The 15,571-nt window shown below is 44.6% G+C and carries 13 protein-coding genes; 1 reads left to right on the plus strand and 12 read right to left on the minus strand.

The annotated features are described in order from the left end of the window. Positions 1-21: 21 nt before the first annotated feature. The 10 genes from pgmB to EFK13_RS17790 form a co-directional block, all read right to left on the minus strand. The gene (pgmB, locus tag EFK13_RS17745) at positions 22-696 is read right to left on the minus strand and encodes a beta-phosphoglucomutase (protein ID WP_129507511.1); all 675 of its coding nucleotides are present in this window, start codon (positions 694-696) and stop codon (positions 22-24) included. Further along, on the minus strand, positions 693-2,378 hold the full coding sequence (locus EFK13_RS17750; RefSeq protein WP_129507510.1) for a glycoside hydrolase family 13 protein: 1,686 nt from the start codon (positions 2,376-2,378) through the stop codon (positions 693-695). Before EFK13_RS17750 ends, pgmB begins: the two co-directional genes overlap by 4 nt. Next, positions 2,371-4,644: a glycoside hydrolase family 65 protein gene (locus EFK13_RS17755; RefSeq protein WP_129507786.1), complete on the minus strand. Its 2,274-nt coding sequence runs from the start codon at positions 4,642-4,644 to the stop codon at positions 2,371-2,373. Before EFK13_RS17755 ends, EFK13_RS17750 begins: the two co-directional genes overlap by 8 nt. Beyond that, positions 4,622-5,506 carry a DUF1189 domain-containing protein gene (locus EFK13_RS17760; RefSeq protein ID WP_129507509.1) on the minus strand — a complete coding sequence of 295 codons (885 nt, stop codon included), beginning with the start codon at positions 5,504-5,506 and terminating at the stop codon, positions 4,622-4,624. Before EFK13_RS17760 ends, EFK13_RS17755 begins: the two co-directional genes overlap by 23 nt. Before the next feature lie 4 nt (positions 5,507-5,510). Next, entirely contained in the window at positions 5,511-6,347 is an 837-nt protein-coding gene (gene mdxG / locus EFK13_RS17765; RefSeq protein ID WP_129507508.1) for a maltodextrin ABC transporter permease MdxG, read from the minus strand. Next, positions 6,348-7,655 (minus strand): maltodextrin ABC transporter permease MdxF, encoded by a 1,308-nt coding sequence (gene mdxF / locus EFK13_RS17770; RefSeq protein WP_129507507.1) that lies wholly within the window; start codon positions 7,653-7,655, stop codon positions 6,348-6,350. Positions 7,656-7,694: 39 nt separating this feature from the next. Continuing rightward, positions 7,695-8,948 (minus strand): maltodextrin ABC transporter substrate-binding protein MdxE, encoded by a 1,254-nt coding sequence (mdxE, locus tag EFK13_RS17775; protein WP_129507506.1) that lies wholly within the window; start codon positions 8,946-8,948, stop codon positions 7,695-7,697. Positions 8,949-9,042: 94 nt separating this feature from the next. Beyond that, positions 9,043-10,812: a glycoside hydrolase family 13 protein gene (locus EFK13_RS17780; protein WP_129507505.1), complete on the minus strand. Its 1,770-nt coding sequence runs from the start codon at positions 10,810-10,812 to the stop codon at positions 9,043-9,045. Positions 10,813-10,925: 113 nt separating this feature from the next. Continuing rightward, positions 10,926-11,876, minus strand: coding sequence for a LacI family DNA-binding transcriptional regulator (locus tag EFK13_RS17785; RefSeq protein WP_129507504.1), 951 nt, complete (start codon positions 11,874-11,876; stop codon positions 10,926-10,928). Positions 11,877-12,080: 204 nt separating this feature from the next. Then, positions 12,081-12,656, minus strand: a complete 576-nt coding sequence (locus tag EFK13_RS17790; RefSeq protein WP_129507503.1) for an LOG family protein — start codon at positions 12,654-12,656, stop codon at positions 12,081-12,083. A 117-nt stretch (positions 12,657-12,773) separates the two neighbouring features. Between EFK13_RS17790 and EFK13_RS17795 the strand changes: the two genes are divergently transcribed. After that, entirely contained in the window at positions 12,774-13,094 is a 321-nt protein-coding gene (locus EFK13_RS17795; RefSeq protein ID WP_129507785.1) for a MazG nucleotide pyrophosphohydrolase domain-containing protein, read from the plus strand. 27 nt (positions 13,095-13,121) lie between these two features. Here EFK13_RS17795 and EFK13_RS17800 read toward each other — a convergent pair whose 3' ends face one another. Further along, the gene (locus EFK13_RS17800; protein ID WP_129507502.1) at positions 13,122-14,714 is read right to left on the minus strand and encodes a SulP family inorganic anion transporter; all 1,593 of its coding nucleotides are present in this window, start codon (positions 14,712-14,714) and stop codon (positions 13,122-13,124) included. Between the two features lie 18 nt (positions 14,715-14,732). Next, the gene (locus EFK13_RS17805) at positions 14,733-15,326 is read right to left on the minus strand and encodes a beta-class carbonic anhydrase (protein ID WP_080474807.1); all 594 of its coding nucleotides are present in this window, start codon (positions 15,324-15,326) and stop codon (positions 14,733-14,735) included. Positions 15,327-15,571: the final 245 nt, after the last annotated feature.

A 15,571-nucleotide genomic window follows, 5' to 3' on the forward strand; every position in this document is an offset into this window, starting at 1 on the left:
TGTCTCTTGCAGGTTTTTTCATTAAAAACTTTTTATTCTATACTGCTCCCATTCCTCAGTCAACAGCTCAAGCGTCAAATCACAAGTTTGCCTCACAATCAGATCAGCGCCAACCATTGACTGTTCATGACCGACTCCAACCGCAAACATCCCGGCAGATTTGATTGCGGAAATGCCTGCTTCAGCGTCTTCTATTGCCGCGCAATCAGCCGGGGAAACATCAAGCAGCCCTGCAGCTGTTAAAAAGATTTCGGGATCTGGTTTCCCGTTCGCGAGAGCTGCCGGGTCAACAATGGCATGAAAATCATCAATAATCTCCAAACGTTTTAAAATCACGGGAGCATTGCGGCTTGAAGATGCTAACCCGATTTTTATATTTTCGTTTTTTAATTCACATAGAAAACTGCCGATTCCCGGCAAAAGATCTTCCGGCGTCAATTTGCTGATCAATGTTTGATAATATTGATTCTTTTGATGCATGAGTTCTTGTTTCTCAGCATTTGTATACTTTGTTTCCGCACCGCCAAAGATAAGTATGCTTTCCAGTGACTCTTCTCTGCTGATTCCTTTTAGGCCTTCATTCACACTTCTGTCAAAGGGAATATCGATTTGTTCTGCGATGTGCTTCCAAGCGAGAAAATGATATTCCGCAGTATCTGTTATGACTCCGTCTAAATCAAAAATGACTGCTTTCATATGCTAATGCCCATCACAGCTTCATAAGGTTCGAGGCAAATGCTCTTCAAGTCAGCCCGCTCCTCAGAATAGTTTGAAATAAGCACTTTCCACCGCTCTTGAAGCAGTTCCGGAGGCGCCTCAAACAGAGCTTTGTCTTCCGATAAATTCACAACGACGAGGAGCTTTTCCCCTTGATATTCACGGAGATAAGAAAAAACTTGCGGATCATTCTCCTGCAGCAGCTGATAATCTCCATTTATCATGATCTTATATTTCTTTCGTAATTGAATGAGCTTTTGATAGTAATAGAAAATTGAATCTTGATCTTCCAAGGACTCTTCCACATTGATATCTTGATAGCGGGAATTTACCGCCAGCCAAGGGTCTCCGGCAGTGAATCCCGCATGCTTTCCGGCATCCCATTGCATCGGTGTTCTCGCATGATCCCGTCCTTTTATCATCACGGCATTTAGAAACTCTTTTTCTGACATTGTTTTGTTTTCAATGACTAGTTCACGATACGCATTTTTTATTTCAAGATCGTCATACATCTCCAGCGGCATATCACTGTTAACCATGCCGATTTCTTCCCCTTGGTAAATAAACGGTGTTCCCTTCATCCCGTGGAGAACCGTTGCAAATGCTTTTGCACACTGTTTTCGCAGCTTACCATCATTGCCCCAGCGGGAAATAATCCTCGGCTGGTCATGGTTTTCGAAATACAGGGTATTCCAGCCGACATTCATTAACCCGGTCTGCCACCTTGTCATCGTCTGTTTTAAAGCAATCACATCAAACGGCTTGATCTGCCATTTCCCGTTTGGCGAGTTGTGTTCTGTATCAATATCCATATGTTCAAATGTAAAGATCATATTCAGCTCTTGCCTGCTTGCGTCTGTGTACTTTTTCGCCTCTTCAATATCAGAGCCGTTTGCCTCTCCGACCGTCATGCAATCATAATGAGAAAGCACTTCTCTGTTCATCTCCTGAATAAATTCATGAAGGCGGGGGCCATTCGAATGATAACGGCCGACGATATAGCTGCGGCTGTTATCTGTTTCATAGTCCGGAAAATCGGTGTGCTTGGAAATGGAGCCGATCACATCCATCCGCCAGCCGTCAACGCCTTGATCCATCCAAGATCTCATCACATCATAAACTTCCCGGCGAACGGCTTCATTTTCCCAATTTAAATCAGGCTGTTTTTTCGAAAAGTAATGCAAATAATACTGTCCTGTTCCTTCATCGAACGTCCACGCCGAGCCTGAAAAGATCGATCCCCAATTATTCGGCTCTGAGCCGTCCGGTTTCGGATCTTTCCAAAAATAATAATTCCGGTAAGGATTGTCCTTCGACTTGCGGCTTTCAGCAAACCAGGCATGCTCATCCGACGTGTGGTTCACGACCAAATCCATGATGATTTTCATTCCGCGTTGATGCACTTCATCAATTAACTGAAACATATCTTCATTTGTTCCAAATTTTTCGTACATGTTTCTGTAGTCGCTAATGTCATAGCCGTTGTCATCCTGCGGGGAATCAAACACCGGGGAGAGCCAGATTACATCCGCTCCGAGATTTTTGATGTAATCCAGCTTTTGAATCACACCTTGCAAATCCCCGAATCCATCTCCATTGGCATCATAAAAACTGCGCGGGTAAATTTGATAAACGACAGCTTCTTTCCACCATTCACTCATCAGGCGTTCTCCTTTCATATCGTCCATTTAAGACAATCGGTTCCTCATACACTTTCATGCGCAGCGGCTCGCCTTTTACAAGCTGAAAGACGGCGCTCATTTTGCCAACCGCAACATTGATTAATCGGTTTCGATAATTGATGTTGAACGAATATCCGTCCCATTCTTTCGGCAAAAACGGAGCAAAGGAAAGCGTCTCATTCGTGATGCGCATGCCTGCAAAGCCCTGAACGATCGCGAGCCAGCTTCCCGTCATTGATGTAATGTGCAGGCCTTCTTCCGTGTCATGATTATAATTGTCGAGATCAAGCCTTGCTGTACGCTTACATAATTCAAGCGCTTTCTTTTCCATCTTGAGCTCGGCTGCGAGAACCGCATGGATGGAGGGCGATAGGCTTGATTCATGAACAGTCATCGGCTCATAAAACTCAAAGTGTCGCCGTTTTTCTTCCATTGTAAAACGGTCGTGAAAAAGATAAATGCCTTGAAGCACATCTGCCTGCTTAATAAAATTGGAGCGGAGAATCTTATCCCATGACCAATTTTGATAAAGAGGCCGTTCAGCTGGATCTAACTCGTCAGCTGATTGCAGGTCTTTGTCCAAGAATGTGTCATGCTGAATAAAAATTCGCAGTTCTTCACTATACGGATAATACATGTGCTCGGTGATATTCCTCCAGGCTTCCACTTCTTCTTCCTGCACATCAAGCAGGCGGCGTTTTTCCGCTGAAATCCTTTCGAGATTTTCTAATGTATACTCCAACGTCCAAGCCGCCATTACATTTGTATACCAATTGTTGTTGACATTGTTTTCGTATTCATTCGGCCCTGTGACGCCGTGAATCATATATTTATTTATTCGTTTCGAGAAGTGAACGCGGTCCGCCCAAAACCTGCTGACTTCAACAAGAACGTCTATCCCGTAGTCTTTCATATAATTATCGTCGCCTGTATATTGGACATAATGATAGATCGCATAGCAAATCGCGCCATTGCGGTGGATTTCTTCAAAGGTGATTTCCCATTCGTTGTGGCATTCATCCCCTGTGAACGTCACCATCGGATAAAGGGCCCCTTTCAGCCCCAATTTTGAAGCGTTTCGTTTGGCCGCCTCCAAATGGTGATAGCGGTACAAAAGCAGGTTTTTCGTCACCTCCGGCTCGGCTGTCGCCAAATACATCGGAACGGCGTACGCCTCAGTATCCCAATAGGCTGCCCCTCCGTATTTTTCGCCAGTAAATCCTTTCGGCCCGATATTCAAACGGGCATCGCCCCCGTAATACGTCGAGAATAACTGAAAGATATTGTAGCGGATTCCTTGCTGCAGTTCCTCATCCCCTTTAATCTCTATGTCCGCTTTTACCCATCTTTCCTTCCATTGCTCAATGTGCCTCCATTTTGCTTCTTCATATCCGTTCTCAAGAACACCCGCCAAAAGCTCCTTGGCTTTCAATAAAAGCTCTGTTTCCCGAACATCACGGGAAGTCGTGACAATAATAAACTTTTTCAAAGAAGCCTTCGTTTGGTAGCTGTAGCGATTCTCGACATACATCTCGGCTGTTTGAGAGCTCTCACTGACAAAGCCCTCCGTCACGTTTGCCATTGCGGCTGAAACAGTAAAACGCGGTGTTCCAAATGGATTTTCGATCGTTTTTGTGACTAAATGGCCGCGGTGAGAATCAGCCCCTTTCGCTTCTTCCTGCCAAAACTGTTCTTGGTAGTTAGAATCTTCATTTGCGACATTTCCATCCAGGTAAGGAATAAGCGTAATAACAGCATCTCCCGTTAGACACTCCGCTTCATAATGAATGGCGCAAAGCTCTTTAACGGCAAGACTAAGAAATCGCTCAGATCTGATTCTGACGATCTTATCCTGAATACGGACAACAACGCTTCGCCGCAGAATACCCTCTTTCATATTGAGTTCTAACTCGAATGATTCGATTTGATTTTGATAAAGATCAATTTTTTCACCGTCAACATACAAGCCAATGCCAATAAAGTTCATCGCATTGATCACTTTTCCGAAATAGTCCGGATACCCGTTTTTCCACCAGCCTACCCGCGTTTTGTCAGGGAACCACACGCCTGCAATATATGTGCCTTGGTGGCTGTCGCCTGAATAGCCTTCTTCAAAATTCCCCCTGATTCCCATATAGCCGTTAGCAAGAGAAGTCAGGCTTTCCTGTAGCCGTGTATGTGCCTTTTGAAAAGTATGTGTTTTGATTTTCCATTCATCAATTTCAAATAACCGCTGATTTATCATCATTTCCTCCCGAATGTAAGTTTCCATTATAACGGCGGGTTTTGGTCAAATATCTAAATGCAAAAGAGATCATCAAAGTGACGCCGCACGAATGGATCATCAATACAGTAATCAAGTCAAAATGAACCATACCGACAGCAGCTGCCGCGAATGCCGGCAATGCCGATGCGCAAATCGCAATAGATGCCGCTTCCTTGAAGGACGCAACAGAGATCATGTTTGATATTTTTGTGATCCAGATGCCTCCCGCAAGAACAGCCGTCAAAAAAAGCTGGATCAAAAAAATCACCGCATATGCCAGCATCATGATCATCGGCTTATACTGCGCCAGCCACAACGTATCAATCAAAGCCACCACATCATGGCCGTTTGGTTCCTTAAGCTCAGCGTCTAATTTTGCATAGCCAACAGAAAACCCCGTTCCGTTTTGATCGGTGATCACCAGTTGATCAGATTGAAATATGATGGCGTTATCATATCCATCTACTCTCAATCGTCCATTTTCACCGCTTGTCTCATATTCATGCTTCGTATCGATCGCCAGCAAATTCTGTCCCTCTTCAATCTGATTCGAGCTCTTCCCGCCTGTCAGTTTTCCGTTTCTGATTTGAAAACCTTGCAATTGATCAGCAAATTGATCATGAACCTGCTGAATCGCTGTCGGCATGAAAGATGCAACATCGAAGCGATCCATTTTTATAAACGAAACCGTCAACGGGGCCATCAAGCAGGCTGTTAAAAACATAAACAGAAAAGAGAGCTGCAGCCAGCTGAAGGTATGCCCGTAACGGCAAATCCCGGATGGAGACGCAGCCGCTTTCAGAAAGCGAATGATAAAGCTTTCGTTTTGCAGATTCTTCATCGAATTACCCCTTTGTTCCGCCGGCTGTCAGCCCTGACACAAAGTTCTTTTGGAGAAAAAAGAACAAGACGCATATCGGCAATGCGGCCAGTATAGCACCGGCTGCAAACAGGGCGACTTTTTGCTGCTGCGGATTTGAAATGAAAGACTGCAATCCTACAGCGATAGTCAGCCTTTCCGATGAGCGAAGCAAAAACTTCGCCAGCAAATAGTCTCCGAACGGCGCCATAAACGCCCAAAGCGCCTGTACCGCAAGCATCGGCTTAACGAGCGGCAAAACAATTGAAGCGAAAATCCTCAAATGACCCGCTCCATCGATTCTCGCGGCTTCATCAATTTCTCTCGGCACGGTGTCAAAATAACCTTTCATCAGCCACGTGTTCATCGGAATTCCGCCGCCGATATAGATCGCGGTCAAAAACCAGTATTGATCGAGTGCGCCTATCAGCATCGCCAGCACGTAAAAAGCGGTCAGCGCTGCCATCGTCGGCACCATTTGAATGATTAAAAAGAATACCAGGCTCCTTTTTCTGCCCGCAAACCGATAACGGCTGTACGTATACCCGGACAGCGTCACGATCGTAACCTGCAATACCATGACCGATAGCGCGATGACAAGTGTATTGCTGTACCAATGAAGATAAAGCGTTTCATCAAATAGCCGCTTAAAATGATCCAAAGTCCAAGAACCTGAAAAATCAAGCTGAAATGACGCCGCATTTCCGACACGAAAAGCGGACGATGCCGTAATCAGCAACGGATATATAATGACAATACTTAACAGCGCCAAAAATAAATAGGTACAGATTCGATTAAGCATTCTGGCCGTTTTCGCGTTCACTTACATAACCTCCTCATTGCCAAAAGCATTCGATTTTTTAAAAGCAATCAGAGAAATTCCAATGACAATGAAAGAAATTAACAGTGTAACAGCCGCCGCAACGGAATATTGCGGTGATGTGCCTGTTGTCAGTTTATAAATCCAAGAAATTAAGATATCGGTCGACCCGGCTCCTGCTCCCGCGCTGCCCGGTCCTCCCTCATTAAATAAGTAGATAATCGAGAAGTTATTGAAATTAAACGTATACTGGGTAATCATCACGGGTGCTGTCGCAAATAAAATCATCGGGAATGTAATATGTTGAAAGCGCTGAATAAAAGTGGCCCCGTCAATTTTTGTCGCTTCATACAGTTCACCTGGAATCGCCTGAAGCACTCCCGTTACCATGACATAAATATAGGGAAAGCCGAGCCAGGTCTGAATCATAATGAGGGCCGTCTTTGTCCAGAAAGGATCAGTCTTCCACGCGATCGCAGGCAGCTCTACAAACGGCAGGTGGTTTAATAATGGAATCACCTGCGCATTCATCGCCCCTATGCTGTCGTTAAACATGTTGGAAAAACTCATAATTGTAATAAAAGCCGGAACAGCCCATGGTAATAAGAAAATCATTCGAAATATCCGCTTGCCTTTTATAAAATCCTGATTGACGAAAAGCGCCGTCACAATACCCAAAATGATTTGCAGCGTTGTTGCACAGATTGTCCAGATGATCGTCCAGCCCAGTACATTCATGAATGTTTCACGATAGGAGCCAAGGAAAAAAATATTCAAGAAATTTTTAAAACCGACCCAGTCAATCAGGCTGTTAGGCGGAATATGATAAAAATCATAATTTGTACATGCAACAAACAGAGTCACCAAAACCGGAAAAATAATCACAAACACCATCATGATATATGCCGGCAGTGTAAATAAATATGGAAACCCTTTGTCACCCGCATGACAGATCATTTCCTTGGCCGTTGTATTGACCTTCAAACCCGCCGCTCTCATAGCGGCGGTCTTACGCGAATCGTGAATATTAAAGATATAAAACATGAGGAAAATCACTGTCACGATCAATTGCAGCGTGCCTTCAATCAGCATAAACAGTGAATGATCCTTCCCGAGAACACTTCCCAATGTAATCAAGCCGGTGAGCGCCTGAATGCCGAAAACACTTAATTCAAAAGCAAACAAGCACGTGATAGCAAGAAACAAGAGCCCCTTTGAAAACTGCTGATTTGCAATCTGTCCAAGCCCTGGAATGATCGATAAAAACCCAGCCTTTCGTTTTTGCTTTGCAAGTGTGTGGTGTGTATTCATTTTTTCGCCCTCTATTCTTCCGGACGCTGTCCCGCCGTTTTATTTCACATACTTTTCTTCGATATTTTCCTTTATAACGTTTACAGCATCATTCGCTGATGTTTGCGCCGCTTTTTTTCCTGAAGCCGCATCAAAAATCAAGCTTTCCGCTCCCGTCCATACCTCAGCCATTTCTGGAATATTCGGAGTCGGTGTCGCTGTTTCATATTGTTTGATCACCGCTGACGTCAGTTCATTTTTTTGCTCATCCGCTTTCTTTCTTGCTGCTGTGTTGGCCGGAACTTCATTTGTATCTTCATAAAAAACGTAAGCATTGGCATCATTCGCAGCATATTCAAGCCATTTTTCAGCCAGTTCGGGTTCTTTTGTATATTTTGAGGCAACCCAGCCCTTGCCGCCGGCAAAAGGGGCATATTCTTCTCCGTTTGGCAATGTCGGAATGGGGGCCGCTCCGTAGTTCAATTCAGCCTCTTTATAGTTGGCAGCTGACCAGGGGCCGCCGATGATCGCAGCCGCTTTGCCATCTAGAAACATCTGCTGAATAAAATCGTCTGCGCTTGAATTGTCTTGCATGCCTTTTGGCCAATAGGTTTTAAACCATTTCTCCGCATATTTCACAGCTTCTACAGCCCCTTTATTGTTCAGGCCGATGTCCCCGGAATCTGTGCCGTTTTTTCCAAATACATATCCGCCGTAACCTGCCAACAAACCGTACGACATATAAAAGTCAGTCCATTTCGCTAAAAATCCGGTTGATTTTCCTTTTTCCGAAGCAAACGCAAACCGGGAATCCTCCGTTAATTTTTCAAGATCTTTAAATGTTTTTGGCGCTGTTTGTAAGAGATCTTTGTTGTAATACAAAACAAGTGTCTCAATGACTAGCGGCATTCCATACACCTTGCCGTCAACCGTTACCTGCTGCATCTCTTTATCTCCAAAACTTTTTGTGTGAGATGGCTTAATGTCAAGCAAATGTCCTTGCTGGCCCAAACCGCCGATCCGGTCGTAAGCGGCAAGCATAACATCAGGCGCATTACCCGCCGGACCATCGAGAGGAAGCGCTTCCAACTGTTCGAACATTTGCTTTTCAACAATTTTTATTGTGACATCATTCTCTTTTTCGAAATTTACTTTGATGCTTTCAATGTAATCTTTATAGGTTTCTTCGACAGACACAGTCAGTACCTTTTTGCCGTCAGAGCTTGCCGGATCTTTGGAATTAGAACAGGCGGCGAGACCGAATGTCAGGACTGATGCCGCCAATAAAGCGAACCCCTTTTTCAAAAGGATCATCTCTTTTCCCCCTTCTATTTATGAATCTAAAACCATTGTATTGCTCACCAGAAAGCGGTTACAACGTATTTTGATTTGTTACCGATAACAGAATTTAAACAGCAGCGGAGGCACCCAATATGAAAAATTCTCCCGGCTGAACGGCAATGACATCGTTTTGATGAAACGGCTGCTCTGTCCACACGTCGCAGATGTTCTTATTCCTTTCAATATTTAAATCTCGCAAACTGACATGTCGAGTCCCGTCCCCTTGATTAAAGAAATAAATCAGTGTTTTTTCATTAAGAGTCCGCGAAAAGCTAATCAAATCGTTTTGATCATCCAGCAGAATCCACTCAAGATTTCCCTCAGTCAATAAAGTGTGTTCTTGTTTGCGTAAAGCAATGAGCCGTTTCATAAATCGCAGCATGTCTTGGTTTTGCTTCTCTTTTTCCCAAACCATACACTTCCGGCATAAAGGATCATTTTCGCCGTCCAGTCCGATTTCCGTTCCGTAATAGATGCATGGTGACCCTGTCTGGGCAAACATAAAGGCCAGCAAAGCGCGGGCTTTTTTCTCGTCATTTCGGCATCTGGTCAAAAGGCGTTTTGTATCATGGCTATCCAGTAAATTAAACATCACCTCATTGGCCTGCTTCATCCCATTCATCAAATGCGCGTTAATACGGTGGGCCATACGAGAGGCCGGAATCGCCCGGTCAGCAAAGTATTCCATCATTGGCTCTGTAAAAGGATAGTTCATCACCGCATGAAATTCATCACCTCTAAGCCACGGTTCGGCAGAATGCCAGATCTCACCTAAGATATATACGTCAGGCTTTTCTGCTGAAACGGCTTGCCTGAATGTCTTCCAAAAAACGTGATCCACTTCATTTGCCACATCCAAACGCCAGCCGTCAATGTCAAATTCGCGAATCCAGTACAACGCAATATCAAGCAAATATTGCTGTACTTCGGGATTAGCCGTATTTAGCTTTGGCATATCAGGTGTAAACGCAAACCTGTCATAATTGTCTTCTTTCACAGGGAAAGAGTGAATATGGAACCAGTCTTTATAGCGGGATTGAGCTCCGTTTTTCACAACATCCTGCCACTGCGGAGAAGCGCTGCCAATATGATTAAAAACAGCATCAAGCATAATCCTCATCCCCCGCTGATGAAGCTGGCTGACCAATGTGCGAAAAAGCTCCGGATCTCCAAAATGCGGGTCAATGGAATAGTAATCCAGCGTGTCGTATTTGTGATTAGAAGGCGCGGAAAAGATTGGCGTTACATAAATTCCATTCACCCCTAACTCCTCTAAATAATTAAGCTTGTCAATAATCCCTTGCAAATCTCCTCCAAAAAAATCATTGACGCCCGGATCTTTGCTCCCCCACGGCAATGCATTCTCCGGTGACAAGTCTTCTCTTCCATTTGCAAAACGCTCCGGAAAAATTTGATACCACACTGTTGATTTGACCCACTCAGGCGCTTGAAATGTATCGGCCTCATGAACAAATGGAAATTTAAAATAATAATGGATCGTCTCCAGCGTTTTTTCGTTATAAGGGCATACACCTGAACTTCCGAAAAAGATGTCTTCATGACGGTTTGTTACAACAAACGCATATTGCAAACGCCTGAATGGCGGCACCACTTCAGCAAACCAATAATCATGCATGTCTGTTTCGGCAATTTTCCTCATCGCCTGCTCGTTTGCCGACCACCTGCCAGCGTTGTATTCATAAGGATCACCCCAAATGAATGAAATCTGATCTGCATCGCCTTTTTTCGTCCGAATCTTGATATGCACGGTCCGCCCGTCATAAGAATAAGCATCAGAACTGAACGGCTGATGATGAATCGCTGCATATTCCATCATATCTCCCCTTTTGATTTCCGTTTTATTAAGGCCCGGCTCTTAATTTGAAAGTATCATGATGAAATAGGAGGAACAATCCTTTTTACCTTGTTACCGATAACAGAATAAGGCTCTTACAAAGTTGATTCACGTACAATTAACTCCGGCTCAAAAAATAGATTTCCTTGAGCGGCACCGTCTTCATTCATTTTTTTCAATAGCATTCTCGCACAGGCTTCTCCCATTTCAACAACAGGCTGTCTGACCGTAGTCAGCCGAGGCGAGGAGATGCGATCAAGAAAAACGCCGTCATTCCCGGTCACCGCGACGTCCTCCGGAATTCGCTTTCCAAGCGATTGGGCCGCACGAATAACGCCGAGCGCGATTCGATCGGAGGCGCAGACAAATGCAGCCTGTTTATCCAGAGATCTCAGCACTTCCCTTGCAAGGCATTCACTTTTCTTAGAACTGTTGTCGATCCGTAACAGATTCGTTTTTCTAAAACTCTCATTCATCGCCCGAATATATCCCTGTTCTCTTGAGCGTTCGAAAGGCTCATCTAAATCAATGCCAAAAAAGACAACTTCCCGCTCCCCCAGTCCCATTACATGGCGGGTTGCCATAAAAGTGCCTTTCTCGTTATTCACATCGATAAAGTCATAGCCCATTTCATTTTGCCCAAATACGACGAGCGGCTTTTCAAAAGCTTTGATCACACCTTCAAAATCGGTCTTTCTCAGGCCGGTGGCAATAATGCCGTCGCATTGTCCGATATTGAGAGAGTTTCTTGTCACAAGCTGCAAAGCATAATGATTGCGATCCAGCTCCCGGCTGATTCCGGTCAGCAGGTTCATATAATATGGTTCAGTCGTATCCATTTCCTCAAGAATCAACAGTTTGACAACCTGTGTTCTGTTTTGCACAAGCGCTCTTGCCGCATAATTAGGGATGTAATTCAGTTCTTTCATCGCGGAATAAACAAGCTTTTTGAGTTCATCTGTCACCGTCTCAGGATGATTGATCACACGGGATACCGTCATTTTCGAAACATTAGCCTTTTTCGCCACATCTGACAATGTTGCCATTTTCATCCCCTCCTTACCTGTGCTTATTATCCAAACTAGTGAAAAAGTCCTTTATTATAACTAATATCCGATGCAGCCAAAGAGAAAATAAAAAAGAGATTTCCATCAGGAAACCTCACATTGTCCAAAAGACTCGCTTTTCAGTTGATTATGCGCCTTCCGATAGGCTCACACGCTAACTCCCCTTCGATGAGAAAGGCTTTTTTAGATTTCCGTCCACTTTTTCTCTAAAATCGGATAGGAGTAGTTCTGCATCTGCTCAATTAACTCGTCAGGCCGTGAAGAGCTGTGGATCAGCTTTAGGTGCGATTCGTTAGAAAACCCTTCCTGAATGCTGTATTTCACCATTTTCATCATCGGTTCAAAATATCCATTCACATTGTACAATCCGATTGGCTTTTGGTGGATGCCGATCTGCGCCCAGCAAAGAACTTCAAATAATTCTTCATATGTACCGAAGCCGCCCGGCATGGCGATAAAGCCGTCCGCCAGCTCGCTCATTTTGGCTTTACGTTCATGCATCCCGTTTACTTCAATCAACTCAGTCAGGTTTTGATGGACTACCTCCCCGCTGAACAAACCGCTCGGCATGACTCCGATTGCAGTTCCGCCGTTTTCCATTATCGTGTCAGCAATCGCGCCCATCAAGCCTACGCGGGAGCCACCATAGACAAGGCCGATTCCCTGCTCAGCCATGTAGGCGCCAAGCTCTGCCGCTTTTCGTTTATACGCTTCATTCCCCCCAGGGTTTGATCCCGCAAATACACAAATTGTTTTCATCTTGTCATCTCCGCATCTAGATATCGTGTTAAACATCCAAAAAACACACTATATATTGTCCCACCTTCATGTGATAATATCAATATGAAATACATAAAGAATGCGGGAGTGATGATATTGCAGCTGGCTGATGCAGAAAAATGGATGAAAGAGTTTTACGGTAAAAGAGGCTGGACAGAATACGGACCGTTTATTCGAGTCGGCTTTTTAATGGAAGAAGCCGGAGAACTGGCTCGGGCCGTCAGAGCATATGAAATCGGCAGAGACCGGCCGGATGAGAAAGAATCGACACGAGCTGAGCAAAAACAAGAATTGATTGAAGAAATGGGAGATGTCATCGGAAATATCGCGATTCTTGCTGACATGTACGGTGTCACTTTAGAAGACGTGATGAAGGCACACCAAGAAAAACTGACAAAACGGTTTGAGCATGTATAAAAAAAGCGGCCGCAGTGGCCGCTTTTTTTAACCTGTGATTTCATCATGGTGATCAAAGAAATGCTGCTTCCCTATTTTATGAAATAGGCCTGTTTTATGCAGCAGCTCCTTCGGCTGTGATTGCAGTCCCACAATCATCAGCTTTCCGTTGTGGCGTTTAATCCTGTTCATAATGTTCCCAAGCACTGCTTCAGCCGACGTATCCATATAGTGCACCTTATTCATGAGCAGAATAAGGGTCTTCGGCTTTTTCTGTACATGCTCCAGCAGTGAAGATTCAAGCGAATCAATTGACCCGAAAAACAGCGGCCCTTCTATGGCATACATGCTGACAGATGAGTCTTCTCTCTTCGCCAGAACGGGATGCGATTCATGAGTGTGGACGCGGGTCGCTTCGCTCATTCTTCTGATGAAGAACACAAACGCGAGCAGCAATCCGGTTGCCACACCAATGATTAAGTCAAACAGAACCGTAAGAACAAAGGTCGCCGCCAAAATAATGGAATCAGCGTTTTTCAGTCTCAGCATGTTCGCGACTTCCTTCCGCTCACTCATATTCCATGCGACAACCATGAGAATCGGCGCCATGCTGGCAAGCGGCACGTGGGATGCATAAGGCGCGAATACGAGCAGGACAAGAAGAACGACGACACCATGAACGACGCCGGAAACAGGCGAAACCGCTCCGTTTTTAATATTGGTTGCCGTTCTGGCGATCGCTCCTGTTGCCGGGATTCCGCCGAACAGCGGCGCAGCCATATTCGCAATCCCTTGGCCGACAAGCTCCTTGTTGCTGTCATGCTTTGAACCCTTCATGTTATCTGCGACCATTGCGGACAAAATCGACTCAAGCCCGCCAAGAAGCGCGATGACAAGCGCTGCCGGAAACAGCGTGACCATTTTATCCAATGTAAGCTCCGGGAACTGAAATTCCGGCAAATGACGGGGAATTTCTCCATACGTTGACCCGATTGTCGCCATGCGGTCAGGGAAAAAGATAACCGCGACCAGTGTGGAAATAAGAAGCGCCAATAAAGCGCCCGGTACTTTAGGCATCACTTTGGCGGATACAAGCAAAATGACGAGCCCGATGACTGCTGTCAAAATCGCATACATGTTAAATGTGCCGAGCTTCTGTGCGATTTCAAACATGTTGTGATGAAAATTCTCGTGTTTTTCAACATTTCTCAAACCGAAGAAATTAGCGATTTGCTCTGTGAAGATCAGCACGGCAATTCCGGCTGTAAAACCGACGATAACAGGTTTCGGCACGAATTTCATGATTTTTCCGAGCTTAAACAGCCCGAACAGCACCAGCATCACTCCTGCCATAAACCCTGCAATCAGCAGGTTCTCCAAGCCGTACTGCATTACAATGCCGAATAGAATGGGGACAAAGGCGCCTGTCGGACCGCCAATTTGATATTTAGACCCTCCAAACAAAGAGATACAAATCCCTGCAATAACTACAGTGTACAGCCCGTATTCAGGCTCGACTCCCGAGGCAATGGCAAACGCCATCCCTAAAGGAATTGCCACGACACCTACTACGATACCTGCAATCAAGTCTTTCTGAAATTTCTGCAAATTGTATCCCTTGAATCTCCCTGAGAATCGCATATTTTGCTATAACCTCCCTTATAAATGTGTGTTTATGAGCTCAGTTTCATAACCGTTAATAACGACATCAAGTTTCCCTGTTTCAGGATGAATGACAAGTCCATGCACCGGCACCTTTTTCGGCAGCAGCGGATGGTTTTTGATCAGATTCACACTGTGGGAAACGCTTTCTTCCACGCTGTGAAAACCGGTCAGCCACGTTTTCAAATCAAGTCCGGCGCTAGCCAGCAAATTCAGGCAGTTTTCTTCCACACCGCGTTCCTTTGCTTTCTCGAGAATCGAAGTCGCATTTAATCCCGACATCCCGCATTCATGGTGTCCGACAATGCACACCTCTTCAGCCTGCAATTCATAAATCGCAACCAGTATGCTTCGCATCACGCTTCCAAATGGGTGAGAAACGATGGCTCCCGCGTTTTTTACAATTTTAGCATCACCGTTTTTAAGCCCCATTGCTTGCGGAAGAAGTTCTGTGAGCCTTGTATCCATACAGGTGACAATGACAAGCTTTTTTGAAGGAAATTTTGTCGTTTTGTACGGTTCATACTTCTTCTCTCTGACAAACCGCTGATTGTGTTCCAAAATTGATGTTAAAGAAACCATTTGATTCATCTCCCATCCATATGATTTTGCAAGCCTTCTTACCCAGCTTACAATAAGGAATTATAGCATAGGATTAGGCCACGAAAAGGCTTTCAAAAAAAGACACTATAATTGGACCGTATAATCAAAACATAAAAATTTATATCTTTCAAAGATAATAAAATTTATATTTATTGAATCCTATAATCCGGCTTCAACTGGCATATTGATGATTTGTCTGACAAAAAATATAGGTGAATTCAGATAATTAAAAA

It is taken from the genome of Bacillus cabrialesii, assembly GCF_004124315.2.
GTDB classification, from domain to species: domain Bacteria; phylum Bacillota; class Bacilli; order Bacillales; family Bacillaceae; genus Bacillus; species Bacillus cabrialesii.

What these genes read in the sequence shown, in the direction of transcription:
- pgmB (WP_129507511.1), bottom strand. Translation starts at nt 696, where the DNA reads ATGAAAGCAGTCATTTTTGATTTAGACGGAGTCATAACAGATACTGCG.
- EFK13_RS17750 (WP_129507510.1), bottom strand. Translation starts at nt 2,378, where the DNA reads ATGAGTGAATGGTGGAAAGAAGCTGTCGTTTATCAAATTTACCCGCGC.
- EFK13_RS17755 (WP_129507786.1), bottom strand. Translation starts at nt 4,644, where the DNA reads ATGATAAATCAGCGGTTATTTGAAATTGATGAATGGAAAATCAAAACA.
- EFK13_RS17760 (WP_129507509.1), bottom strand. Translation starts at nt 5,506, where the DNA reads ATGAAGAATCTGCAAAACGAAAGCTTTATCATTCGCTTTCTGAAAGCG.
- mdxF (WP_129507507.1), bottom strand. Translation starts at nt 7,655, where the DNA reads ATGAATACACACCACACACTTGCAAAGCAAAAACGAAAGGCTGGGTTT.
- mdxE (WP_129507506.1), bottom strand. Translation starts at nt 8,948, where the DNA reads ATGATCCTTTTGAAAAAGGGGTTCGCTTTATTGGCGGCATCAGTCCTG.
- EFK13_RS17780 (WP_129507505.1), bottom strand. Translation starts at nt 10,812, where the DNA reads ATGATGGAATATGCAGCGATTCATCATCAGCCGTTCAGTTCTGATGCT.
- EFK13_RS17785 (WP_129507504.1), bottom strand. Translation starts at nt 11,876, where the DNA reads ATGGCAACATTGTCAGATGTGGCGAAAAAGGCTAATGTTTCGAAAATG.
- EFK13_RS17790 (WP_129507503.1), bottom strand. Translation starts at nt 12,656, where the DNA reads ATGAAAACAATTTGTGTATTTGCGGGATCAAACCCTGGGGGGAATGAA.
- EFK13_RS17800 (WP_129507502.1), bottom strand. Translation starts at nt 14,714, where the DNA reads ATGCGATTCTCAGGGAGATTCAAGGGATACAATTTGCAGAAATTTCAG.
- EFK13_RS17805 (WP_080474807.1), bottom strand. Translation starts at nt 15,326, where the DNA reads ATGAATCAAATGGTTTCTTTAACATCAATTTTGGAACACAATCAGCGG.